Source organism: Claveliimonas monacensis, assembly GCF_014982975.1.
Taxonomy (GTDB): domain Bacteria; phylum Bacillota; class Clostridia; order Lachnospirales; family Lachnospiraceae; genus Claveliimonas; species Claveliimonas monacensis.
In genome coordinates, this window is the sequence record NZ_JADCKL010000003.1 from 262,134 (window position 1) to 287,522 (window position 25,389).

The following is a 25,389-nucleotide window of genomic DNA, read 5'->3' on the forward strand; positions in this document are numbered from 1 at the left end:
TACTACGTATAATAGCAACGGATAACGCGGAGGATTGATCGGAAATGAGTTATAAGATTATTGTGGACAGCTGCGGGGAACTTACAGAGGATATGAAGCGCTCTGGACATTTTGAGACAGCTTCACTGAGTATTGATATTGATGAGCATCACATTGTGGATGATGAGACATTTGATCAGAAGAGGTTTCTGGCACTGATCGCCCAGAGTCCCCATTCACCAAAGTCCTCCTGCCCCTCGCCTGAGGCGTACATGGAAGGGTATCACTGTGAGGCCAAGAGAGTCTATGCCGTGACTCTGTCTGCTGAGCTCAGTGGTTCCTACAACAGCGCCGTGCTGGGGAAAAACCTGTACCACGAAGAGTACGGAGACAAAGAGATCTATGTCTTTAATTCCCGCTCTGCATCCGTCGGTGAGACGCTGATCGCCCTGAAGATCGCGGAGTGCGAGGAGGCGGGCATGGACTTCGAGGAGGTAGTGCGCACAGTGGAGGGCTACATTGAGAGCCAGCATACCTACTTTGTCCTGGAGACCCTGGAGACCCTCCGCAAGAACGGGCGGCTGAAGGGAATTAAGTCTCTGATGGCCTCCGCTTTAAATATCAAGCCTGTCATGGGCTCCACGCCTCAGGGCACGATCTGCCAGTTAGGGCAGGCCAGAGGGATCAAGAAGGCTCTGGCAAAAATGATCGACGAGGTTGTGCAGGGCGTGAAGAAACCGGAGGAAAAGATACTGGCTATCAGCCACTGCAACTGTCCCGAGCGGGCGCAGAAAGTGAAAGAGATGCTCCTTGAGAGGATAAACCCCAAGGATGTGATCCTGCTGGATACGGCGGGGATCAGCAGCATGTATGCCGCTGACGGGGGCATAATCGTGGTTGTATAATCATCCTTTTTGTGATAGAATAGGCACTAGCTGATGATTGATAGAAGGAGTGCACACAGATGAGCCAGGAAAAAGTGGACAAATATAAAAAAGAAAAAGCGAACCGCAAGAAGACCATGAAAAAGGAGAAGATCCAGTATTACATCCGCCGTTGTGTTGTGGCCGTGCTGGCTGTGGCGCTGGTGGGATGGATCGGATATTCAGCCTTCAGGGTGTACGAGGACAGCAGGCCTGTGGAGACTGCTGAGGTGAATTACAACGCCATTACAGATTATGAGACCAGCCTGAACACGGGGGAATGATCCGGAGCGGATGAGCGTATATATATCATAGTGGAAGATAAGAGAAGACGGGAAAGTCCCGCCTTCTTTTTTTGTGCCCTTTATTTTGGATTTTTACGAAAAAAGGGGTTGAAATCACCTGTGAAGTGGTTTACAATGGTTTCAAGTGGTAGAAAGTGGTGAAAAGTGGTACAAAGTGGAGCGAAAGTGGCAGACCACTTTGAAAGAGGGTGAGTTCTGATGTTGAAAGGAGAGTACAGTCATAATATCGACCCGAAGGGGAGGGTGATCATTCCAGCCAAGTTCCGTGACGATCTGGGGGAGCATTTCGTCATAACAAAAGGCATGGAGAACTGCCTGTACGTGTATCCGGAAAACGAATGGACCGCTTTCGAAGAGAAACTTAACGCCTTACCAACGACCACAGACAAAAAAGCCCGTGCTTTTGCACATTTCTTTCAGGGAAGTGCGAATGACGGCGACCTTGACAAGCAAGGTAGAACACTGATCCCACCAGCCCTGCGCAGCTACGCAAAACTCGAGAAAGAGGTTGTGTTTATCGGTATGGGGAAGCGTGCCGAGATCTGGGACAAGGCCAGATGGGATGAAAAGAATGCTGAACTGGAACTCACGATTGAGGATATCGCATCTGATATGGAGGAGAGTGGATTCAGTATCTAGAGGGAGAAGATATGGAATTTAAACACAGGTCAGTATTGCTTGAAGAAACTGTCAATGGATTAAACATCAAGCCGGACGGCATTTACGTAGACGGAACGCTTGGTGGAGGCGGACATGCATACGAGATATGCAGACGCCTTGGCAACAAGGGGAGTATTGTAGGAATAGACCAGGATGAAGCGGCCATAGAGGCAGCAGGCATCCGCTTAAAGGACTTCGGGGAGAAAGTCACAATAGTCCGGAGCAACTATTGTGAAATGAAGTCCGTGCTCCAAGGATTAGGCATTGACAAAGTCGATGGGATCGTGCTCGATCTGGGCGTATCATCTTATCAGTTAGATACGGCAGAGCGGGGATTCTCCTATCGCGAAGATGCACCCCTGGATATGAGGATGGACAGGCGTCAGACGATGACGGCCAGGGACATTGTCAATGACTACAGTGAGAAGGACCTCTATCGCGTTATAAGAGATTACGGGGAGGATAAGTTTGCCAAGAATATTGCCAAACATATCGTGATCGAACGCGAAAAGAGGTCCATTGAAACTACCGGACAGCTGACGGAGATCATCAGGGGAGCCATCCCTATGAAATTCCAGAAAAAGTCCGGGCATCCGGCAAAGAGGACATTTCAGGCTATCCGGATCGAGCTGAACAGAGAGCTGGATGTGCTGAAAAATTCTCTGGATGAGATGATCGATCTGCTGAATCCGGGCGGAAGGCTGTGTATCATCACCTTCCATTCCCTGGAAGACCGGATCGTAAAGAGTGCATTTAAGAAAAATGAAGACCCCTGCACATGCCCGAAGGATTTTCCGGTGTGCGTGTGCGGAAAGGTGTCAAAAGGGAGTATTTTAACTAGAAAACCAATTCTGCCAAGCGAGGAGGAACTGGAGGAAAACAGCCGTTCCAAGAGCGCGAAACTTCGGATTTTCGAGAGAAAATAGGAGGGCAGACGGGGAGTATATAGAAAGGGGAAGATCAGATGGCGGCAAGAAGAGCATCATCGGGGAGAATAAATACATATAGAAGAAGCGGCGCTGACACCCGTTCTATGTACGTGTATGGAAATACAGTGACAAAGCCGGATTACGAGCCGCAGCGGCGCGGGGAGCCTCAGAGGGAGGAGCGCCGCAGGAAGAACAGCCGTCAGAGCCGGCAGGTCCGCCAGAACCAGAGAAGAGAGCTGCGGGTGGGAAAAAGATATGTGATCTTTCTCTCAGTTGCCGCAGTGATGGCTCTTTTTATCTGTGTGAACTATGTGCGTCTCCAGTCGGAGATCAGCAGCCGCTCCAGCAATATCACCGCTTTGCAGGAAGAGCTGGCTGATATGCGGGAAGAGAACACCACAAAATACAACTCCATTATCGACTCTGTTAATCTGGATCAGATCAAGCAGAAGGCGGAGACCGAGATGGGTATGGTGCCTGCACAGAGCAGCCAGATCGTGGAGTATGAAAACCCGGATGAAGGCTATGTAAAACAGTATGAGCAGATACCGGAGAGCGGCATCATCGCAAGCGCGGACAATGTACAGGACTAAGGTGTGAAGATGACCAAAAAAGTAAAAAAAATATTGCGGAAAAAATTTCCCAAATTTATGCAGAAAAAGCTAGTTATCCTCTATGTGGGGATCATACTAGCTTTTGCTGGTCTTGTGGTGAGGATCACTTACATCAATGCGGCCAGCGGAGAAGAATACACGAAGATCGTACTGGACCAGCAGCAGTACGACAGCAGAACGATCCCCTACAAGAGGGGAGATATTGTGGACCGGAACGGCACCAAGCTGGCAACCAGCGAGCGGGTGTACAATGTGGTGCTGGATGTGAAGGCCATGCTGGACGATGAGGACTATGTGGAGCCCACCAAGCAGGTGCTGAAAGACTGTTTTGGCATCGAGGAGGAGACGGTGGACAACCTGATAGAGAACAATCCGGACAGCAGGTACAGTGTCCTGCTGAAGGGGATTGACTATGAGACTGCCCAAAAGTTCAATGCCATAGACGAGGATGATGAGAACTATCCCAATGTGCGGGGGATCTGGCTGGAAGACGATTACCAAAGAACCTACCCCTACAGTACACTGGCATCGGATGTGATCGGATTTACTGTAGATGGGAATGTGGGAAACGGTGGTATAGAAGGATGCTACAATTCCACCCTTAACGGCACAGACGGCCGGGAGTACGGCTATCTGGACAGCGGTTCATCTGTGGAGCGGACCGTGAAAGAGCCGGTAAACGGAAAGACCGTAGTGTCTACCATAGATCTGCAGGTACAGAGCGTGGTGGAAAAATACATCCAGCAGTTCAACGATGAGAGAAAAAACAATGCGACTCCGGGAGAGGGTAGTAAAAATACGGCTGTCATGGTCATGAATCCCCAGAATGGGGAGATCCTGGCAGAGGCCAGCTATCCAAACTACGACCTGAACAATCCCAGAGATCTGACAAAATACTACACCCAGGAACAGCTGGACGCCATGAGCGACCAGGAGAAGCTGGATGCGCTCAACAACCTTTGGAAAAATTTTTGTGTCACAGACACATACGAGCCAGGTTCGACCATCAAGCCCTTCACGGTAGCGGCGGCCCTGGAGACGGGGGCGCTCACAGGGGAAGAGACCTTTTACTGCGGCGGTTCCCTCCATATAGGCGACTATGACATCCACTGTATCAACCGGGATGGCCACGGTACCCTGACGGTAAAGGGAGCCATAGAAAACTCCTGCAACGTGGCGCTGATGCAGATCGGCGAGATGATCGGTGCGGTGGATTTTACGAAATATCAGCATATATTTGGATTCGGTGAGATGACAGGCATCGATCTCCCGGGAGAGGCGGAGACATCCGGCCTTCTCTACACGGCAGACAATATGGATGAGACCAGCCTTGCCACCAACGCCTTCGGACAGAACTTTAACGTGACGATGACCCAGATGATGGCGGGCTTCTGCTCCCTCATCAACGGCGGATACTATTATGAGCCCCACATTGTCAAGCAGATCCAGGATGAAAATGGAAATGTCATTGAGAATGTGGACCCTGTCCTTGTGAAGCGGACCGTCTCTGAGGAGACAAGCACGCTGGTGAAGGACTACATGAGAGGTGTGGTACTGGAGGGCAGCGGACAGCCTGCGGACATCGCAGGGTACGAAGTGGGAGGAAAGACCGGAACAGCGGAGAAACTTCCCAGAAGCGAGGGCAAGAACCTTGTGTCCTTTATCGCCTACGCACCGCAGGAGAATCCGGAGATCGCTGTGTACGTTGTCATCGATGAGCCCAACGAATATGATCAGGCGCAGAGCTCCCTGGCTGTCCAGATGGCCAGCGACATTATGAAGGAGATCTTCCCCTATCTGGGCATCACTCAGACAGCAGTGGATCAGACTGCAGCGGAAGCGCAGTAAAAACAGAATAAAGGCTTATGTATAACCTCACAAAAGCGTTCATAAATTGTAGAAAGGCTTTTGTGAGGTTTTTTGTGCGCAACCGGACATATAATAAGAAGAAACTCCTGATCGTTTTTCTGTGCGCTGTGTGCATTGTGATCGTTCTGGCCGGGCGCCTTGTCTGGCTGATGATCTTTGAGGCGGATTATTACCAGGAGAAGGCGCAGGCCCTGCACGAGCGGGAGCGATCCATCAAGGCGGCCAGAGGACGGATACTGGATGCCTCAGGCACGGTGCTGGCGGACAACCGCACAGTCTGCACCATCTCTGTCATACACAGCCAGATCACAGATCCGGAGGAGGTGATCCGGGCGCTCTCCCAGACATTGGAGATGGAGGAGAGCGAGGTGCGGGAGAAAGTAGAGAAAGTGTCCTCCATGGAGCGGATCAGGACCAATGTAGAGAAAGAGACCGGGGATATCATCCGGAAGATGGATCTGGATGGAGTGAAGGTAGATGAGGATTTCAAGAGAAACTATCCCTATGACGAGCTGGCCTCCACGGTCCTTGGCTTTACCGGGGCAGATAACCAGGGGATCATAGGGCTGGAGGTCAAATATGAGGAGTATCTGAAAGGGCAGGACGGCACCATACTGACCACCACCGACGCCCGGGGGATCGAGCTTCCCGGGGAGGCAGAGGATCGGATCGAGCCTGTGCCCGGCAATGATCTGCAGACGAGTCTTGACTATAACCTGCAGATGTACGCGCAGCAGATGGCGGAGAAGGTGATGGAGGAGAAGCAGGCTGACGGTGTGTCGATCCTGCTCATGAATCCGCAGAACGGGGAGATCATGGCTATGGTGAATGTGCCGGAGTTTGATCTGAACGATCCTTTTACATTAAATACAGGGGTGGATGCCTCGATTCTCTCGGATGAGGAAAAACAGGATGCGTTGAATCAGATGTGGAGAAACCGGTGCATCAACGACACCTATGAACCCGGTTCCACCTTTAAGATCATCACTGCCTCCGCCGCTCTGGAGGAGGGTGTGGTGGAGCTGGACGACACATTCAGCTGCCCGGGATACCGGGTGGTAGAGGACAGGAAGATCCGCTGCCACAAAGTGGGCGGCCACGGACAGGAGACTTTTGTTGAGGGGGTCATGAACTCCTGCAACCCGGTGTTCATCGATGTGGGACTGCGCCTGGGAGCGGACACCTTCTGTGATTACTATGAGCAGTTCGGGCTGATGGATCTGACAGGCGTGGACCTGCCCGGGGAGGCGGGGACGATCATGCACAAGAGGGAAAATATAGGGACCGTGGAGCTGGCCACCATGTCATTTGGCCAGTCCTTCCAGGTGACGCCCATCCAGATGGCGGCCACAGTCAGCTCCATTGTCAACGGGGGCTTCCGTGTGACGCCCCATGTGGGAGTGCGGGTGCTGAACGAGGACGGCAGTCAGAAGCTTGTGCTGGAACACGGGAAAAAGGACCGGATCGTCTCTGAGGAAACTTCCCTTACCATGCGCGCGATCCTGGAGAAGGTTGTCTCGGAAGGATCAGGGAAAAACGCGGCTATCGAGGGCTACCAGATCGGGGGAAAGACAGCCACCTCCCAGACGCTCCCCAGGAGTGCCAACAAATATATCTCTTCTTTTATCGGCTTTGCCCCGGCAGATGACCCACAGGTGCTGGGCATGTGCATCATCTACAATCCCCAGGGAGTGTACTATGGGGGAACCATAGCGGCGCCGGTGATACGGGACATTTTTGAAAATATCCTCCCCTATCTTGGCGTTGAAAAAGAGTGAGAAATGAAGTATACTGAATGAAGCCATGGACTGCTGCGGCAGTCCTGGGACAGGAAAATAACGAAAGAGACGAGAGGTGTATCTATGGACTATACAATTTTTGTGCCAGTGCTGATTTCCTTTGCGCTGAGTGTGATCATGGGACCGGTTGTGATCCCGGTGCTCCGCAGACTGAAAATGGACCAGACAGAGAGGGAGGAGGGTGTGAAATCCCATCTGAAGAAAGCGGGAACTCCCACCATGGGAGGCGTCATCATCCTGACTGCCGTGGTGATCACATCGATCATCTATATCGGAAGGTATCCCAACATCATCCCTATCCTGTTTGTGACTTTAGGCTTTGGGCTGATCGGATTTCTGGATGACTATCTGAAGGTGGTGCTGAAAAGGTCTGACGGGCTTTTCCCCAAGCAGAAGATGGCGCTTCAGATCCTGGTGACAGCGGTCTTTGCTTTTTACCTTGTACAGTTTACGGACGTTCCTCTGACCATGCTCATCCCCTTCTCCGGGGGCAGTTATCTGGATATCGGATGGCTTGCCATCCCGCTGCTCTTTGTGGCTGTGATCGGCACGGTCAACGGTGTGAACTTTACGGACGGACTGGACGGCCTGGCCTCCAGCGTGACGGTGCTTGTGGCTACCTTCTTTACTGTTGTGGCAGTGGGGACAAAGAGCGGCATTGAGCCGATCACCTGTGCGGTGGTGGGAGCCCTGCTGGGATTTCTGCTGTTCAATGTGTATCCGGCCAGCGTGTTTATGGGGGACACAGGCTCTCTGGCGCTGGGCGGTTTCGTGGCTTCCACAGCCTATATGCTGCAGATGCCCATCTTCATTATTATCGTAGGTCTGGTCTACGTGGTGGAGGTGCTCTCCGTCATGATCCAGGTTACATACTTCAAGAAGACAGGCGGAAAGCGGTTCTTCAAGATGGCCCCCATCCATCATCACTTTGAACTCTGCGGGTGGTCAGAGACAAAGGTTGTGGCGGTTTTCTCCGTCATCACAGCCATTCTATGCCTGATCGCCCTCATGGCCATGTAGTACAGGAAGGAGAGAAGCTCTGCTATGGAAGTAAAAGGAAAAGAAGTGCTTGTGTTCGGACTTGGGATCAGCGGCATCGGCGCCGGATCCCTGCTGGAAAAAAGAGGAGCACAGGTGGTGCTCTATGACGGCAATGCGAATCTGGACAAGGAGGAGGTCAAAAAGAAGCTGGGCGCAGAGAGCAGCGCCAGAATCATCGCCGGCCCCTTCCCGGAGGAGCTCCTGGGGGAACTGGACCTTGTTGTGTTGAGCCCCGGCGTGCCCACTGATCTTCCTGTCATTGAGAAGATGAGAGAGGCGGGCATAGAGATCATCGGGGAGATCGAGCTGGCTTATCTCTTCGGCAAGGGAGAGATCCTGGCCATCACAGGTACAAACGGGAAGACCACCACTACCTCCCTTCTGGGTGAGATCGCAAAGAACGCTTTTGACAGCGTTTTTGTAGTGGGAAATATTGGCAATCCCTACACCACGGTGGTGGATGAGACAAGGCCGGATTCCGTGATCGTGGCGGAGATGAGCAGCTTCCAGCTGGAGAGTATTGTCACCTTCCGGCCCAGGGTGTCTGCCATCCTCAATCTGACGCCGGATCACCTGAACAGGCACCACACCATGGAAGCCTACATCCAGGCAAAGGAGAATATCACAAAGAACCAGACAGAGGAAGATTTCTGTATCCTGAATTATGAAGATGAGGTACTCCGCACGTTCGCAGAGACCCTGCGGGCCCAGGTCATCTATTTCTCCAGTGCCAGAAAGCTGGATACAGGCATTTATCTGGAAGACGGTCATATAATATACAGGGGGACAGACGGAACGGAGGAGACGCTGTGTGATGTGGAGGAGCTTCAGCTTCTGGGCACCCACAATTATGAGAATGTGATGGCGGCCTCCGCCATGGCCATCGCCTACGGCGTCCCCATGGACGTGATACGTGATACGGTGAAGGCATTTAAGGGCGTGGCTCACCGGATCGAGTTCGTGGCGGAAAAGGAGGGCGTGGCTTACTACAACGACTCCAAGGGCACCAATCCGGACGCTGCCATCAAGGCAGTCCAGGCCATGAAGCGGCCCACTGTGCTGATCGGGGGAGGCTACGACAAGCAGTCTGACTTCAGCGAGTGGATCCAAAGCTTTGACGGCAAAGTGAAGCGTCTCGTACTTTTGGGCGCCACAAAGGAGAAGATCGCCGCCCAGGCAGAGGCCTGCGGATTTACGGACTATGTGTTCGCAGACTCCTTTGACGAGGCGGTCAAAAAAGCGGCGTCAGCTGCCGCGCCCGGGGATGCGGTTCTCCTCTCCCCCGCCTGCGCCAGCTGGGATATGTTTAAAAGTTATGAAGAACGGGGCGATAAATTCAAAGAGATCGTAAATTCCTTGTAAGGGGAGAGCGAAGATTGCCGGGTTCATCCAGAAAGAAAAAATATGACTACACGCTGCTTGCAGCTTTGGCGCTTCTCCTTCTGGCCGGGCTTGTGATCCTGCAGAGCACCAGTGCCTGGAACGGAGAAGTGAAATTCAATGATCCTTATTATTATCTGAAAAAACAGGTTTTTGCCACAACTATTGGGATAGCGGCCATGTTTGTGACGGCCAGCATGGATTACCATGTCCTGCGCCGTTTTGCACTGCCGGCCTATCTGGCGGCGGTGCTTTTGTCCGTCGCTGTCCTTCTTGTGGGAGATGAGTACAACGGGTCCAGAAGATGGCTTTCTTTGGGCCCTTTTTCTTTTCAGCCCTCAGAGTTTGCCAAGGTGGCGGTGATCCTATTCCTGGCGGACAGGGTGACGAAGTATGCGGACAAAATAAAGAAAATGCGGGTCATGGCAGGCATTATGATCCTGATCCTGCCGGTGGCCGGCCTTGTGGGCGCCAGCAATCTGAGCACAGCCATCATTATCCTGGGGATTGGAGTGATCCTTGTGTTTATCGCAAGCCCCAGGTACGGCCAGTTTATCTGGATGGGAGTTGTCGGATGCGGGTTTATGGCTGTCTTCCTGGCTATGGAGAGCTACCGCCTGGAGCGGCTTGCCATCTGGAGGAATCCGGAAGCCTACGAGAAGGGGTATCAGACTCTACAGGGGCTCTATGCCATCGGCTCGGGCGGCCTGTTCGGGCGGGGGCTTGGGAACAGTGTGCAGAAGCTGGGATTTGTTCCGGAGGCGCAGAATGATATGATCTTCTCCATCATCTGCGAGGAGCTGGGACTTTTTGGCGCAGGCTTTATCCTGCTGCTCTTTCTCATCCTGATCTGGCGGTTCTACGTCATTGCCAGCAGGGCGCCGGATCTTTTCGGGGCGCTCATTGCCGCGGGGGCCATGGGACATATGCTGATCCAGGTGATCCTGAATATTGCGGTGGTGACCAACACCATCCCCAACACCGGGATCACCCTGCCTTTTGTCAGCTACGGGGGAACGTCTGTGGTTTTTCTGCTCCTGGAAATGGGGCTTGTGCTCAGCGTGTCATCTCTGGTAAAATAACAGGAAAGCGCCGGACGCATCAGCGGCCGGCACAGGTATACAGGAGGCTTTACATGAGACAAAAGAAAAATAAGGGCTATAAAAAGTCCCATAAAATATATGCGCTGACAGTGATCGTCTTAGGGATTGCCATTATTCTGATGGCTCTGTTCCTGCTCTTCTATGTGCAGAAGATCGAAGTGAAGGGCAATGAGTACACGGACAGCCAGGAGATCGTAGATCTTGTGGAGGAGGACCCGCTCGCCATAAATTCTCTGTATCTGCTGTACAAATACCGTTTCACCGACTACGATATGCCGGGCAGCCTCAACTCCATAAGCGTATCCCTGCGTGCTCCCTGGTCCGTGCAGGTGACTGTGGACGAAAAAAGCATTCTGGGCTATGTGACAAGCGGAGAGCAGAACGTGTATTTTGACAAAGAGGGGACCGTGGTAAAGGAGAGCAGCGAGGTCCTGGAAGGTGTGCCCTGTATCGAGGGACTTGACGTGTCCGGGGCAGAACTGTACCAATCCCTTGAAAACGGGGATGAGGCCGTGTTCCAGTCCATTCTGGAGGTGACACAGCAGGTCAGGGAGTTTGAACTTTCACCGAATCGGATCGTGTGCAGCAGCGGGGACATCCAGCTTTGGTTCGGTGAGATCTGTGTGCTTCTGGGCGATAATATTACTTCTGACAAAATGGCCCAGATTTCCCCCATCCTGGCCAATCTGGAGGGGCGTAAGGGCACGCTTCACCTGGAGCATTTTTCGGAGGAAGGGAACGCTGTCACTTTTGATATCGATGAGCTGCCAGCGTCAGAGGCGACCCAGGAGACACCGGAAGCGGAGCAGCCTGAGGCGGCATCCGGGGAATAGAATGCCGGAGCCGGCGGATACAGCGGATAAAATGCCCTGTTTCTCACGTAAAAATGAGCGGAAATCCATAAAAATAGAGAAAATTCTATTGATATTTTGCACAAAAGCCTATATTATATAGTATATATGGCGGGCTGGCAGTCCGCCGTTATGGGATGTATAATTATATAATAAGGATAGAAACAAAGGAGGAGAAACCCTTGCTAGAGATTAAAACAAACGAGTCAGAAGCGGCGGCAAAAATTATTGTTGTTGGAGTAGGAGGCGGCGGAAACAATGCTGTCAACCGAATGATCGACGAACAGATCGCCGGCGTTGAATTTATCGCTATTAATACAGACAAGCAGGCCCTTCAGTTATGTAAGGCGCCTACACTGATGCAGATTGGAGACAAGATCACCAAGGGACTGGGCGCAGGCGCCCGGCCGGAGATCGGAGAGAAGGCGGCCGAGGAGAGTGCAGAGGAGATCTCAGCAGCTCTGAAGGGCGCGGACATGGTATTCGTCACCTGCGGTATGGGAGGCGGAACCGGAACCGGCGCAACACCTGTAGTTGCCCGCATTGCAAAAGAGCAGGGGGCTCTGACTGTAGGCGTTGTCACAAAGCCTTTCCGTTTTGAGTCCAAGACACGCATGAACAATGCGCTGGCTGGAATTGACAAGTTAAAAGAGAATGTAGATACACTGATCGTCATCCCCAATGATAAGCTTCTGGAAGTGGTAGACAGACGCACCACCATGCCGGAGGCGCTGAAGAAGGCGGATGAAGTGCTGCAGCAGGGTATCCAGGGAATCACGGACCTGATCAATGTTCCGTCCCTTATCAACCTGGACTTTGCGGACGTGCAGACAGTTATGACGGACAAGGGTATCGCTCATATCGGTATCGGACAGGGCCGCGGCGACGACAAGGCGCTGGAGGCTGTGAAGCAGGCTGTTGCCAGCCCGCTGCTTGAGACTACTATTGCAGGGGCTTCCCATGTTATCATCAATATTTCCGGTGATATCACCCTTATGGATGCGTCCGATGCAGCTGAGTTTGTACAGGATCTGGCAGGGGAGGATGCAAATATCATCTTCGGTGCTATGTACGATGACTCCAGAGCAGATGAAGCGACCATCACTGTGATTGCGACGGGATTACATAACGTGGGTGGAACGTCCTCAAAACTGAAATCCAGACTGGAGGGAAGATCTGGGATGGTTCCGCCGGCCAGCAGCTATGACAGACAGCTGAATTCTACCCATGCATCACATACATCCCACACAACTCATGCTCCGAGATCGGAGGCAGGAGCTGTGCCGACTAACAGTGGAAGCGGACTGAAGCGTCCGATGGGAGGCACGACGCCTTCACTGGACACACCGAGAACACCTACCAGCAAGGTGAAGGAGCAGTCCATCAAGATTCCGGATTTCTTTAAAAAATAAAATATAAGAATCGTTTCAGAAGACTGTGCATCGTGCACAGTCTTCTTTTTTCTGTCTTTTTCGAAATCTTTTGTATTTCTGCGGAAACGATGTTTTTCTGTCGAGAAAATCTGCCGGGTCCCCGGCACCATCTGACAAATTTTGAAGCCCTCTTCTCCTTATAATAAATCCTGCCCGGGTACAGTAAAGCAGTACGCGATGTCTGCACAAAAGAGAAAGAAGGTGTAATGTGGAGTATGAACTGTATATAGATGTGTTTTTTCTGGAAAATTTTATGATGGATCACATACTGCTCCTTCTTGTCAGGCGGATATTGAAAAGCCCTGCCACGCTTGGAAATATTGCCCTGGGAGCACTGGCGGGATCTGTGCTCATGTGCGTGGTGACCGTTTTACCGCTTCCCTGTCCGATCATAAAATTTTTTCTGTTCCACGGCGTGGTCAGCGTGATCATGCTGCGGGCGGGGCTTCGGATCCCATGGGGGAGGAAGATGGTGTACGCCCTCTGCCTTCTTTATGCGGCGGGGTTTCTCGCGGGCGGCATCATGGGATACCTGTCTCAGTATGGAGACTGGATGGAAGTGGGAAGCCTCTTCTTTGCTCTGGCAGCGGGAAGCTACTATCTGGCTTCAGGCGTGCTCTGGCTGCTGTCGGCGGCTCTTGGGCATGGCAAGTACAGATGCCGGGCGGAGATTTTCTGGAAGGAGAGAAAGGTGGCTTTGACCGCTCTCATAGACACCGGAAATTCCCTGACGGACCCGTTTACCGGAGAACCGGTCAGCATCCTGGAGAGGACGGCGGCTGATGAGCTGTTCTGTGGACAGATGCCGGAACAGATGCGGTACATCCCATACCGCTCCGTGGGAAGGAAAGAGGGAGTTCTCCCGGCTGTGAGGCTGGAAAAGCTCTGCATATATGAGAGGGGGCCCAGATGGATCGAGGCGCCCCTGGTGGGGATCAGCGAGGACGCAGTATCTTCAGATGGAACGTACCGGATGCTTATCCATCCGGATCTGTAGTATAGATTGGAGGAGAAAAAGACATGATGATAAAAGTTGCAGTGCCAAATCAGTTTAAACTGAAGGTGATACCGAATTTTCGGACCTTTTTGTTTCCGGACAAAGGAGACGTGCACTATATAGGCGGGTCGGATATCCTTCCGGCGCCCCTTGAGGCCCGGGAGGAGGCATCGGCCATCGGAAAGCTGGGGACGGAGGAGGACAAAGCTGCCAGGAAGCTGCTCATTGAGCACAACCTTCGGCTGGTGGTGTACATAGCAAAAAAGTTTGACAACACAGGGGTGGGGGTGGAGGACCTTATCTCCATCGGGACCATCGGGCTCATCAAAGCCATCAACACCTATGATCCGAAGAAGAACATCAAGCTGGCGACTTACGCCTCCCGGTGCATCGAAAATGAGATCCTCATGTACTTGCGGAGAAATAACAAAACAAGGATGGAGGTGTCCATAGACGAACCCCTCAACGTGGACTGGGATGGAAATGAGCTGCTCCTCTCAGACATCCTGGGCACAGAGGAGGACACTATCTACCGGGATCTGGAACAGGAGGCGGAGAGGAAAGTGCTGGGAAAGGCGCTGGAGAGACTTACGAGCAGGGAGCAGACCATCGTGCGCCTCAGGTTCGGCCTGGGTGTGCCCGGCGGGGAGGAGAAGACCCAGAAAGAGGTGGCGGACGTGCTGGGCATTTCCCAGTCCTATATCTCACGGCTGGAGAAGAAGATCATGCAGAGACTGAAGAGGGAAATGGTAAAATATTCATAGCCACAGCCTGAGTAAAATGATACAATAAAAAGAAAAAGGGGTTGAGGTATATGAAACTTACTTTTATCGGCGCGGCCCACGAGGTGACAGGCAGCTGCCACCTTCTGGAAGCCTGCGGGAAACGGGTTCTCATTGACTGCGGCATGGAGCAGGGACCGGATCTGTATGAGAATCAGAAACTCCCGGTGACGGCGGCGGAGATCGACTATGTGCTTCTGACCCATGCCCACATCGACCACTCGGGCAATATCCCTCTTCTGTGCAAGCAGGGATTTACAGGCGAGGTGGTCACCACCTTTGCCACCTCGGATCTGTGCAGCATCATGCTCCGTGACAGCGCCCACATCCAGGAGTTTGAGGCTCAGTGGAGGAACCGGAAGGCCCGCCGCAGCGGCGGAGAGCTCTACGAGCCGGTGTACACCATGGCGGACGCGGACGCGGCCATCCAGCGCTTTGCCCCCTGTGATTATGAGCAGACCATTGACCTGTGCCAGGGGATCAAAGTTCGTTTCAACGATATGGGACATCTTCTTGGATCCGCCAGCATCGAAGTGTGGGTGACAGAGGAAGATGTGACAAAGAAGATCGTGTTCTCGGGGGACGTGGGGAACACCAACCAGCCCATCATTCGCGATCCCCAGCCTGTGAAGGAGGCGGACTATGTGGTCATTGAGTCCACCTACGGCGACAGGCTCCACGGGGATGAGATTCCGGACTACGTGGGAGAATTTACCCGGATCCTGCGGGAGACCTTTGACCGAGGAGGCAATGTAGTCATTCCCTCCTTTGCTGTGGGCAGGACCCAGGAACTTCTCTACTTTATCAGGGAGATCAAGGAAAAAAATCTTCTGCCCGAATACCCCGCTTTTGAGGTGTATGTGGACAGCCCGCTGGCCATAGAGGCCACCACAATCTTCAATAAAAATGTCAGATCCTGTTTTGACGAGGAGGCGCTGGCGCTTGTGGAACAGGGGATCAACCCGCTGCTTTTCCCGGGACTGAAGACAAGTATCACCACGGAGGAGTCCAAGCAGATCAACCTGGACGACCGCCCCAAGGTCATCATCTCGGCTTCGGGCATGTGCGAGGCTGGAAGGATCCGCCACCATCTCAAGCACAATCTGTGGCGCAGCGAGTGCACCATCTGTTTCGTGGGATACCAGGCGGTGGGGACGCTGGGCAGAAAACTTCTGGAAGGTGCCCAGGTGGTCAAGCTCTTTGGAGAGACGATCTCGGTCAATGCCAGGATCGAGTCCATCAAGGGGATCAGCGGCCATGCGGATATGAACGGTCTTCTGGCATGGCTGGAGGGCTTTGAGAGGAAGCCGAACCAGGTTATCGTAGTACACGGGGAGGACACGGTGACAGAGAGTTTTGCGCAGACTGTGGAGGAGAGGATCCATTGTCCCGCCTTTGCACCCTTCTCCGGAGGCTGCATAGACCTTGCTACGGGAGAGATCCTGTCAGAAGGCCTGCGCATTCCCAAGAAAGCGTCTGAGAAACCTGCCAGGGCGAAAGCCAGGGCTGCCTTTGAGCGAGTGGTGGCAGCAGCCCGGCGCCTGATGGAGGTAGTCATGAAAAATGAAGGGCTCTCCAACAGAGACCTTGCCAAATTTGAGAGCCAGATCCAGAATCTGGCAGACAAGTGGGACAGGTAAGCTGCCGGATGGAGACGAAATAAAAACAGGAAAATGCAACAGAAAGTTTTAGCTCTTTGTCAAGGGCTAAAACTTTTTTTATTTTCCCATGTGCCAGTATAAGCCCGGGCCGGATTGAGAAAAATCAATACTGTACGAGATCAGATGACGACGGAAAACAAGGAGGTTTGAAGATGATGGCACAGGGGAAGGTTGAGATCTGCGGGGTGAATACGTCAAAGCTCCCGCTCCTTACAGAAGAGGAAAAGGAAGAACTGCTGGACCGCATAAAAGAGGGGGATGAGGAGGCAAAAGACAGGTACATCAAGGGGAACCTTCGGCTGGTGCTCAGTGTCATAAAGCGCTTTTCGGCCAGCAATGAAAATCCGGATGATCTTTTTCAGATCGGCTGTATCGGTCTGATCAAGGCAGTGAACAATTTTAATACGGAACTGAATGTAAAGTTTTCCACCTACGCGGTTCCCATGATCATCGGGGAGATCCGGCGCTATATGAGAGACAACAATTCCATCCGGGTGAGCCGCTCCCTGCGGGACACAGCGTACAAGGCCATCTACGCCAGGGAGAGCTACATGAAGCAGCACCTGAAGGAGCCCACTGTCCAGGAGATCGCGGAGGAGATCGGTATCTCCAAAGAGGACATTGTCTTTGCCCTGGACGCCATACAGGCCCCGGTCAGCCTGCAGGAACCGGTGTACAGCGACGGCGGGGATGCCCTCTATGTGATGGATCAGATCAGCGATAAGAAGAACCGGGAGGACAAGTGGATCGAAGATCTGTCCCTGGAGGCGGCCATGGAGCATCTGAGCGGAAGAGAACAGTACATTATCAGGCTGCGTTTCTTTGAGGGGAAGACACAGATGGAGGTGGCGGAGGAGATACAGATCTCCCAGGCCCAGGTCAGCCGGCTGGAAAAGCATGCCCTGAAGATCATGAGACAGTATTTTGGCAGCTGACGCAAAAAGAAGCGGCGAAAAAACAGCAGGATATGCAAATGCCCGTTGAAATTTCAGCCGCTTCATACTATGATAGGGGGGAAAGAAAAAGGAAAAGGAGTGCCGTGTATTATGAGAGGCTGCATATTTGACCTGGACGGAACATTGACGAATACATTGGAGTCACTGACCTGTTCTGTAAATCTTACGCTGAAGGAGATGGACCTTCCTCCCATCACCATGGACCAGTGCCGAAGTTTCGTGGGCGACGGGGCGAGAAAGCTCATAGAGCGGACCCTGGAGGCCTGCGGAGACGCGCATCTGAGCCGCCTGGAAGAGGGGATGGAAATCTACGGGAGAATATTCCATGACAATTGTACATATCATGTAACACCCTACGACGGCATCAGAGAGATGCTGAATGATCTGAAAGAGATGGGCATCCGGCTGGCAGTGCTGTCAAACAAACCGCACGGGCAGACTGTGGATGTGGTGAGACAGATCTTCGGGGAAGGGATCTTCGACTTCGTGCAGGGGCAGAGCGGGGAGCTGCCAAGAAAGCCGGACCCTGCCGGTGTCCTGTACCTGCTGGATAAAATGGGGGTTGGCAAGGACGATTGCGTCTATGTGGGAGACTCGGAGGTGGACGTTGCAACTGCCAGAGCAGCCGGTGTGACCGGTGTGGCCGTCACATGGGGATTCCGCAGCAGACGGATCCTTGAGGAAGCGGGGGCCAGGCGTCTGATCAGCCATCCGGGTGAGCTGACAGAGTTTCTGAAGGAAAACAGATAGAGAAAGGGAAGAAGGGAGGAAAGAAAAATGTATGAGTATGATGAAGAATGTCTGCAGGTGTTCCTTGACAGACAGGGACAGCTGTTTGACGAGCCTGTGGCCGAGACCTTAGAGGAGGCGGAGGCATTTCTTGAGGACTGTATGGCCGTTGTGGTGGACAGTATCCAGGAAGTGGCAAACTATTTCCTTGAGGAGGGCGTGGACGTGGAAGGCATGTCTCTTGAGGAACTGGAAGAGGCCTCAGAGGTTTTTACCCTGCCAAGCGGCAAGTATCTGATCGTAGAAAGCTAGGAAGGACTTTGCAGGAAAAGGAGCCGCCCGGTGTGGGCGGCTCTGTTATTTCTCTGCCTTTGCCAGCGCGTCTTTGATGGCGTCCACGATGACCTGGGAGGTGTAGGCGGAGTCGGATGAGAAGGAGAGATTGTCAAGGGACTGGGTCTCGCAGATCTGGGCTGCGATGTCCTCCATAGCCGGCTGGGCCAAAGGAAGCATGGCGGCTGCCGTCTCATCCATGTTGGTAAAGCGGATGGAGCTGATCCCTGCGTCATCCACCGAGACTTCTACTTCCAGGTCTGTATTGTTCAAGGTAAGGGAGGAGGTGTAGACGCCGGCTTTGTACTGGGCTGCCGGGCTGTTTCCCTCTTTGTCATTGGGAAAGAACATGAAGACCAGCAGCAGGATCAGAAGGATTGCCAGTATGGCAAAAATGACGGTGTAGATGATCTCTTTCATGTGGAGCACGACGATTTTTGTTCTGGAACTCATAAAAAGCCCTCCTGTACCATTATGGCAGTATTTTATTCTCTATAATGTATGCCGGGAAGCGGGAAAATATTCCCGGCTTTTGCGTGACAAACCGCCTCTCTTCCTGTAGAATGGAGAGAGCGTGAAAGGAAAGGTGGAAGACAATGTATATTATAGCAGGACTTGGTAACCCGGGACTTCCCTATGAGGGGACAAGACATAACGCCGGGTTTGATGTCATAGATGTGCTGGCCCGGGAATATAATATCTCCGTAGATTACCGGAAAAACAGGGCCCTGATCGGGAAGGGGGCCATAGAGGGTCGGAAGGTGCTTTTGGTCAAGCCTCAGACCTACATGAATCTGAGCGGGGAGAGTATCCGCGGGCTTGCAGATTACTATAAGATCGATGAAGAGTCGGAGCTCATCGTCATTTATGACGATGTAAGTCTTGATCCGGGACAGATCCGGATCCGCAAGAAGGGGAGCGCCGGCGGACATAATGGGATAAAGAGCATCATCTCCCATCTGGGTACGGATGTGTTCCTCCGCGTCAAGGTGGGCGTGGGCCAGAAGCCAAAACAGTATGATCTGGCAGACTACGTCCTGGGACATTTTTCGGCAGAAGAGAAAAAAGAGATGGAGGAAGGATACCGCCATGCCGCGGAGGCGGTGAAGTACATGGTGACAGATCGTGTGGATGAGGCCATGAACGAGTTTAACCGCAAGGTGAGACCAAAGGAGCTGTAGAGATATGAGAGCGCTGACAATGCCGCTTGAGGAGCTTGCGGAATTTGAAGAGATAAAAAAAGAACAGAAAAAAGGGAAGGGCCTTCTGCAGGTGTCGGGCTGTGTGCGTTCCCAGAAGACCCATCTTGTCTACGCCCTGTCCGGCGGATCAAAAAGACGCGTTATCGTCTGCGCCAGCGAGTCAAAGGCAAAGCAGGTGTACGAGGAATACCGGTTTCTCGGCAGTGACGTCTGGTTCTATCCGGCAAAGGACTTTCTCTTTTACCAGGCAGATATCCGCAGCAAGGAGTTGATGAGTCAGAGAATGTCTGTCATCCAGGCTGTGCTGGAGCAGGAACAGATCACAGTGGTGCTGGGATTCGACGCCTTTATGGACGCTCTGCCCGCTCCGGAGGCAGTGCGCAGCCAGGCCATATCCATAGAAAATGGGGCATTTATCGACTTCCAGCAGGTACAGCGCCGTCTGGCCCAGGCTGGATATGACAGGGAGTCCCAGGTGGAAGGCCCGGGACAGTTTGCAGTGCGCGGAGGCATTCTGGACATCTTCCCCATCACAGAGGAGCTGCCTGTGCGGATCGAGCTGTGGGGGGACGAGGTGGATTCTGTGCGCACCTTTGACGTGGAGAGCCAGCGGTCTGTGGAGAACCTGGATCGGGTCCTTGTGTATCCCTGCGAAGATGCGCAGAAAGAAGGGGCAGGGGTCTCCTTCCTGGACTATTTTTCCGCGGAGGACACGATCCTTTATCTGGACGAACCGGTGCGCCTTCTGGAAAAAGGGGAGGCCGTGGAGAGTGAGTTTGTGGAGGCACAGGCCAAGCGGATGGAGAGCGGATACCAGGTCAGCGACGAAGAGATGGTCCTGTACCATACGCCGGATATTGCGAAAAAAATGAACCGTTATTCCTGCGTGGGGCTGTGCGCGCTTGAGACAAGGTGTCCGGAGTTTAAGATCCGGGGGAAATACAGCCTGGAGACAAAGAGCGTCAGCCCCTACAACAACAGTTTTGAGATGCTCACCAGAGACCTGAAGCGGCTCAAGAGAGAAGGGTACAGGGTCGTCCTCCTGTCCGGATCAAGGACGAGGGCAAAGCGTCTGGCGGAGGATCTGCGGGACTACAATCTGAGCAGTTTTTACAGTGATGAGATGGACCGGGAAGTGGAGCCTGGGCAGATCATGACCGCCTACGGACATGTGGGGGAGGGCTATGAGTATCCCCTGCTGAAATTCGAGGTCATCTCAGAGACAGATATCTTCGGAAAAGTAAAAAAGAAAAAGAAGCGCCGCACCTACGAGGGAAGAAAGATCCAGAGCTTTTCCGAGCTGAAGGTGGGGGACTATGTGGTCCATGAAAATCACGGCATCGGCATCTACCAGGGCATCGAGAAGATCGAGGTGGATAAGGTGGCCAAGGACTACATGAAGATCTCCTATGCCCAGGGAGGGAACCTCTATATTCCGGCCACCCAGCTGGACCTGATCCAGAAGTATGCAAATGCAGACGCAAAGAAGCCGAAGCTGAACCGTCTGGGTACCCAGGAGTGGCACAGGACAAGGACAAAGGTGCGGGGAGCGGTCCGGGAGATCGCCAAAGATCTGGTGGCGCTCTACGCGGCCAGACAGGAGCAGGACGGCTTCGTATATGGGCCGGACACAGTCTGGCAGAAGGAATTTGAGGAGATGTTCCCCTTTGAGGAGACGGAGGATCAGCTCACGGCCATCGAGGCTGTGAAGCAGGACATGGAGAGCCATAAGATCATGGACCGCCTCATCTGCGGAGATGTGGGATATGGAAAGACGGAGATTGCTATCCGGGCGGCCTTCAAGGCTGTCCAGGAGAACAAGCAGGTGGTCTATCTTGTCCCCACCACCATTCTGGCTCAGCAGCATTACAATACCTTTGTCCAGCGGATGAAGGAGTTTCCGGTGCGGGTGGATCTGATGTGCCGGTTCCGCACACCGGCTCAGCAAAAGAAGACCATCGAGGACACAAAGAGGGGGCTTGTGGACATTATCATCGGTACCCACCGGGTTCTCAGCGACGACCTGAAGTACAAGGATCTGGGGCTTCTGATCATTGACGAGGAGCAGCGTTTCGGCGTGCAGCACAAGGAGAAGATCAAGAAGCTGAAGGAAAATGTGGATGTGCTGACCCTGACGGCCACCCCTATCCCCAGAACCCTCCATATGAGTCTCATCGGCATCCGGGACATGAGTGTCCTGGAGGAGGCGCCGGAGGAGAGGATGCCCATCCAGACCTATGTCATGGAGTACAATGATGAGATGGTGCGGGAGGCCATTGAGAGAGAGTGCGCCCGCCAGGGGCAGGTGTACTATGTCTATAACCGGGTGGAGGATATTGCCGAGCTGACAGCCAGGATCCAGAGACTGGTGCCGGATGTGACGGTGGCATTTGCACACGGGCAGATGCGGGAGCATGAGCTGGAGAAGATCATGTATGCCTTTATCAACCGGGAGATCGACGTGCTTGTCTCCACCACCATCATTGAGACGGGGCTGGACATCTCCAACGCCAACACCATGATCATCCATGACGCGGACAGGCTGGGCCTCTCCCAGCTCTACCAGCTCAGGGGCCGGGTGGGGCGGTCCAACCGCATGGCTTACGCCTTCCTTCTCTACCGGAAGGATAAGCTGCTCAAAGAAGTGGCGGAGAAGCGTCTGGCCGCCATCCGGGAGTTTACAGACCTTGGCTCCGGCTTCCGGATCGCCATGCGTGATCTGGAGATCCGCGGAGCCGGCAATCTGCTGGGGGCAGAACAGCACGGCCACATGGAGGCAGTGGGATACGATCTTTACTGCAAGATGCTGAATGAGGCGGTGAAGCACCTTAAAGGAGAGACAGAGGAGGAAGAGACCTTTGCCACGACCATCGACCTGAACGTAGATGCCTTCATCCCGGACACTTACATTCCCAATGAATACCAGAAGCTGGATGTGTACAAGCGGATCGCGGCCATTGAGAATGAGGAGGAGATGGAGGACATGCTGGAGGAGCTCATCGACCGGTTCGGCGATATCCCCCGCAAGGTCCAGCAGCTGCTGCAGATCGCCGGGCTGAAGGCCAGGGCCCACAGGGCTTATGTGACTGCGGTGGAGCAAAAGGGCGCCCAGTATATATTTACCATGTACGAACGGGCCAAAGTGGATCCTTTGAAGATTCCGGATATGCTTGCCGCCTACAGGGGAGACCTGACTTTCAAGGCAGAGGAAACGCCCTGCTTTGTGTATGAGAAAAAGGGCGGCAGCCGGAAGGTCAAGGAGGAAAATGCTCTGGAAGTGGTGAAAAAAGTGTTAATTTCCCTGGAGGGATTGCTTGAATAGACAAAAAAAGTTATAATGTGGACTAGGCATTTTAAAGGAGGATAAAAGTTATCATGAAGAAGAGAGCAGTTATTTTGCTGCTGGCCGGCGTTCTGGCGGCTGGATCACTGACCGGATGCGGCGGTCTGGAGGACAGTGATGTAGTGGCAACTGTGAATGATACAGATATCACAGCGGATGTGGCAAATTTCCTTGCCAGATATACACAGGCCCAGTACGAGACATACTATGCGGGGTACATGGGAGATGACATGTGGTCCGGTGAGAGTGAGGAGGGAAAAACCTACGAGGATACGGTCAAGGATTCTATCCTCGAGTCCCTGGAGAACATGTATTTGATGGAAGAGCACATGGACGAGTATGATATCTCTCTGTCTGACGAGGAGAAGAATTCGATCAAAGAGGCGGCCAGCCAGTTTGATTCGGAAAACGGACTGGCAGAGAAAGAGAAAGTCTCTGGAAATACAGATACAGTGGAGCGTGTCCTTGAGCTTCTGACAATTCAGAAGAAGGTGCAGGACGCTGTGGAAGCAGGAGCTGACACGGAGGTCTCTGACGAGGAGGCGGCTCAGAAGAGCATGCAGTATGTGACCTTTTCTTTCACGACGACAGATGAAGAAGGCAATTCTGTGGATCTGACTGATGAGGAGAAAGAACAACTGAAGGCAACAGCGGAAAGTTTTGCGGCCGGCGCTGCGGGAGCAGCCGATTTTGCGGCTTATGCTACCGAGCAGGGACAGACATCTCAGGATGCCACCTTTGACGCGGAGAGTGCCACCTTGCCGACCCAGCTTGTGGAGGCGGCAGATGCCCTGGGCGAGGGGGAGACCACAGGAGTCGTGGAAGGAGACAACGGCTACTATGTGGCCAGAGTGACCAGCCTTTTAGACCGGGAGGCAACAGACGCCAAGAAGCAGGAGATTGTGTCTGAGAGGCAGCAGGAGCTGATGGACGAGACCATCGCCGGGTGGCGCGAGGATGCAGATATAGAGGTACACGAGAGGGTGTGGGACAAGATTGAGTTTACCACCCTCACAGTCACCATGAAGCAGGATGAGGCCGATCCTTACACGGATGAGGTTCAGACAGACGATCAGGTTGAGGATACAGAATAGTATAGATTGTATCGAAAAAAATACAGAGGGAACACTTGACAGGAAAGCGGGACATATTTATACTTGGTAAGTGTTAAGGCAAAGGTGTCACACATGAAAATGTGTGGCACCTTTTTTGGTATGACGGGCATGCCGTCAGTCTGTGGTGAAAGTCCACAAGGGGCGTAGTTGCCGACGAACCCCAGAGCGACTCCCAAGGTTTGTATCGTGAGGTATAGGCGAGAAGAAGGGATAGCGAAATCGTAGCCTGACGGACAGAAACCTGATATAAGGCGTACATGGTGGATAAGCTGACCGTAGACAGCGAAGTCCAAAAGGCAACCGTAACCCATGTGCGTAGATCAGGCAGGTAGACGAGGAAAGACTGGCAGGCTTATCCCGTGAGGTCTCACAGGCGGAGAAAACTCACCGTAGTAACAACGAACTGTGAGAAGTCAGCAGAAGCCGTAGTAGGCAGCGCCTTGAGATGGGCGTTGCTGAAGGGCTGAACAATGTAACCGTGTAATCAAATGTATGCTCCATGGAATACCTGACAGCAGGAAGGGTGAAACGTAAATGAGCAGGCACTGCACAACTTATGGCGAATCCATGGAAACGGAAAGGAGAAAAGCACACAAGGCAATGTCAGAACTGTTGGAAAAGATATTGTCCAAAGACAACATGAACGCCGCATACAAAAGAGTCTGCGCCAATAAAGGCGCAGGAGGAGTAGATGGGGTGACAGTGGAAGAACTTGGCGATTATATCAAAGAGAACTGGGACAGTATCAGAAACCAAATCAGGAGCAGGGAGTACAAACCACAACCGGTCAGGAGAGTGGAAATTCCCAAGCCGGATGGTGGAGTGAGAAAGCTGGGAATCCCAACCGTAATGGACAGGGTTATCCAGCAGGGCATCGTACAGGTGATAAGCCCCATGTGTGAGCCTTTGTTTTCAGAGCGGAGTTATGGTTTCAGACCGAACCGAAGCTGTGAAACGGCAATCAGGCAGCTGCTTGTATATCTAAACGAGGGATATGAATGGATTGTGGACATCGACCTGGAGAAATTTTTCGACAATGTACCGCAGGATAAGTTGATGAGTCTGGTGCATGACATTATCAACGATGGCGATACAGAATCCTTAATCCGTAAGTATCTGAAAGCAGGAGTCATGACAACACAAGGTTATGAGGAAACAAAACTCGGAACCCCGCAGGGCGGAAATCTGTCACCATTGCTGTCAAACATCATGTTGAATGAATTAGATAAGGAACTGGAAGCAAGAGGGCTGCGGTTCACAAGATATGCAGATGATTGTGTGATAGCGGTCAAAAGCGAATCAAGTGCAAAAAGAGTGATGCGGACGGTATCGGATTGGATAGAGAGGAAACTGGGGTTAAAGGTCAACATGACCAAGACCCGCAT

General features: G+C 52.8%; 23 protein-coding genes. 22 read left to right on the plus strand and 1 reads right to left on the minus strand.

Annotated elements, in window-relative coordinates:
• Positions 1 to 44: 44 nt before the first annotated feature.
• From INF30_RS06840 to INF30_RS06925, 18 genes are all read left to right on the plus strand, one after another.
• Entirely contained in the window at positions 45 to 884 is an 840-nt protein-coding gene (locus INF30_RS06840; RefSeq protein ID WP_226394666.1) for a DegV family protein, read from the plus strand.
• A 59-nt stretch (positions 885 to 943) separates the two neighbouring features.
• A complete protein-coding gene (locus INF30_RS06845) occupies positions 944 to 1,186 on the plus strand; it encodes a hypothetical protein (RefSeq protein WP_226394667.1) in 243 nt (80 codons plus the stop codon).
• A 219-nt stretch (positions 1,187 to 1,405) separates the two neighbouring features.
• The gene (gene mraZ / locus INF30_RS06850) at positions 1,406 to 1,846 is read left to right on the plus strand and encodes a division/cell wall cluster transcriptional repressor MraZ (RefSeq protein ID WP_076777027.1); all 441 of its coding nucleotides are present in this window, start codon (positions 1,406 to 1,408) and stop codon (positions 1,844 to 1,846) included.
• Between the two features lie 11 nt (positions 1,847 to 1,857).
• Positions 1,858 to 2,793 (plus strand): 16S rRNA (cytosine(1402)-N(4))-methyltransferase RsmH, encoded by a 936-nt coding sequence (gene rsmH, locus INF30_RS06855; RefSeq protein WP_076777029.1) that lies wholly within the window; start codon positions 1,858 to 1,860, stop codon positions 2,791 to 2,793.
• A gap of 38 nt (positions 2,794 to 2,831) precedes the next feature.
• On the plus strand, positions 2,832 to 3,389 hold the full coding sequence (locus tag INF30_RS06860; protein ID WP_226394668.1) for a hypothetical protein: 558 nt from the start codon (positions 2,832 to 2,834) through the stop codon (positions 3,387 to 3,389).
• Between the two features lie 57 nt (positions 3,390 to 3,446).
• Positions 3,447 to 5,258: a peptidoglycan D,D-transpeptidase FtsI family protein gene (locus INF30_RS06865; RefSeq protein WP_226394669.1), complete on the plus strand. Its 1,812-nt coding sequence runs from the start codon at positions 3,447 to 3,449 to the stop codon at positions 5,256 to 5,258.
• A 74-nt stretch (positions 5,259 to 5,332) separates the two neighbouring features.
• The gene (locus tag INF30_RS06870) at positions 5,333 to 7,057 is read left to right on the plus strand and encodes a peptidoglycan D,D-transpeptidase FtsI family protein (protein ID WP_226394670.1); all 1,725 of its coding nucleotides are present in this window, start codon (positions 5,333 to 5,335) and stop codon (positions 7,055 to 7,057) included.
• An 84-nt stretch (positions 7,058 to 7,141) separates the two neighbouring features.
• Positions 7,142 to 8,098, plus strand: a complete 957-nt coding sequence (gene mraY, locus INF30_RS06875) for a phospho-N-acetylmuramoyl-pentapeptide-transferase (RefSeq protein WP_226394671.1) — start codon at positions 7,142 to 7,144, stop codon at positions 8,096 to 8,098.
• Positions 8,099 to 8,122: 24 nt separating this feature from the next.
• Positions 8,123 to 9,481 (plus strand): UDP-N-acetylmuramoyl-L-alanine--D-glutamate ligase, encoded by a 1,359-nt coding sequence (gene murD / locus INF30_RS06880; protein WP_226394672.1) that lies wholly within the window; start codon positions 8,123 to 8,125, stop codon positions 9,479 to 9,481.
• Positions 9,482 to 9,495: 14 nt separating this feature from the next.
• Positions 9,496 to 10,581, plus strand: a complete 1,086-nt coding sequence (locus INF30_RS06885; RefSeq protein WP_076777038.1) for an FtsW/RodA/SpoVE family cell cycle protein — start codon at positions 9,496 to 9,498, stop codon at positions 10,579 to 10,581.
• Positions 10,582 to 10,634: 53 nt separating this feature from the next.
• Positions 10,635 to 11,435 carry a cell division protein FtsQ/DivIB gene (locus INF30_RS06890; RefSeq protein WP_226394673.1) on the plus strand — a complete coding sequence of 267 codons (801 nt, stop codon included), beginning with the start codon at positions 10,635 to 10,637 and terminating at the stop codon, positions 11,433 to 11,435.
• A 200-nt stretch (positions 11,436 to 11,635) separates the two neighbouring features.
• The gene (ftsZ, locus tag INF30_RS06895) at positions 11,636 to 12,865 is read left to right on the plus strand and encodes a cell division protein FtsZ (protein WP_076777043.1); all 1,230 of its coding nucleotides are present in this window, start codon (positions 11,636 to 11,638) and stop codon (positions 12,863 to 12,865) included.
• A gap of 229 nt (positions 12,866 to 13,094) precedes the next feature.
• Entirely contained in the window at positions 13,095 to 13,883 is a 789-nt protein-coding gene (locus INF30_RS06900; protein ID WP_226394674.1) for a sigma-E processing peptidase SpoIIGA, read from the plus strand.
• A gap of 23 nt (positions 13,884 to 13,906) precedes the next feature.
• Complete coding sequence (gene sigE, locus INF30_RS06905) at positions 13,907 to 14,647, plus strand: RNA polymerase sporulation sigma factor SigE (protein ID WP_226394675.1); 741 nt, start codon at positions 13,907 to 13,909, stop codon at positions 14,645 to 14,647.
• Positions 14,648 to 14,697: 50 nt separating this feature from the next.
• Positions 14,698 to 16,305, plus strand: a complete 1,608-nt coding sequence (locus INF30_RS06910; RefSeq protein WP_226394676.1) for an MBL fold metallo-hydrolase RNA specificity domain-containing protein — start codon at positions 14,698 to 14,700, stop codon at positions 16,303 to 16,305.
• 176 nt (positions 16,306 to 16,481) lie between these two features.
• The gene (gene sigG / locus INF30_RS06915) at positions 16,482 to 17,261 is read left to right on the plus strand and encodes an RNA polymerase sporulation sigma factor SigG (RefSeq protein WP_226394686.1); all 780 of its coding nucleotides are present in this window, start codon (positions 16,482 to 16,484) and stop codon (positions 17,259 to 17,261) included.
• A gap of 111 nt (positions 17,262 to 17,372) precedes the next feature.
• Entirely contained in the window at positions 17,373 to 18,032 is a 660-nt protein-coding gene (locus INF30_RS06920; protein WP_226394677.1) for an HAD family hydrolase, read from the plus strand.
• A gap of 27 nt (positions 18,033 to 18,059) precedes the next feature.
• Positions 18,060 to 18,323 (plus strand): glyoxalase, encoded by a 264-nt coding sequence (locus tag INF30_RS06925; RefSeq protein WP_226394678.1) that lies wholly within the window; start codon positions 18,060 to 18,062, stop codon positions 18,321 to 18,323.
• A 45-nt stretch (positions 18,324 to 18,368) separates the two neighbouring features.
• Here the strand turns inward: INF30_RS06925 and INF30_RS06930 are convergent, their stop codons facing one another.
• Entirely contained in the window at positions 18,369 to 18,797 is a 429-nt protein-coding gene (locus INF30_RS06930) for an FMN-binding protein (RefSeq protein ID WP_076777056.1), read from the minus strand.
• A gap of 143 nt (positions 18,798 to 18,940) precedes the next feature.
• On the opposite strand from INF30_RS06930, the gene pth reads away from it, so the two are divergent.
• From pth to ltrA, 4 genes are all read left to right on the plus strand, one after another.
• Positions 18,941 to 19,525 (plus strand): aminoacyl-tRNA hydrolase, encoded by a 585-nt coding sequence (gene pth, locus INF30_RS06935; protein ID WP_226394679.1) that lies wholly within the window; start codon positions 18,941 to 18,943, stop codon positions 19,523 to 19,525.
• A 4-nt stretch (positions 19,526 to 19,529) separates the two neighbouring features.
• On the plus strand, positions 19,530 to 22,868 hold the full coding sequence (gene mfd, locus INF30_RS06940; protein WP_076777060.1) for a transcription-repair coupling factor: 3,339 nt from the start codon (positions 19,530 to 19,532) through the stop codon (positions 22,866 to 22,868).
• 53 nt (positions 22,869 to 22,921) lie between these two features.
• Positions 22,922 to 23,983, plus strand: coding sequence for a peptidyl-prolyl cis-trans isomerase (locus tag INF30_RS06945; protein WP_226394680.1), 1,062 nt, complete (start codon positions 22,922 to 22,924; stop codon positions 23,981 to 23,983).
• A gap of 621 nt (positions 23,984 to 24,604) precedes the next feature.
• Positions 24,605 to 25,389: group II intron reverse transcriptase/maturase (gene ltrA, locus INF30_RS06950; RefSeq protein ID WP_226394687.1), on the plus strand; the 785-nt coding region annotated here is incomplete at its 3' end.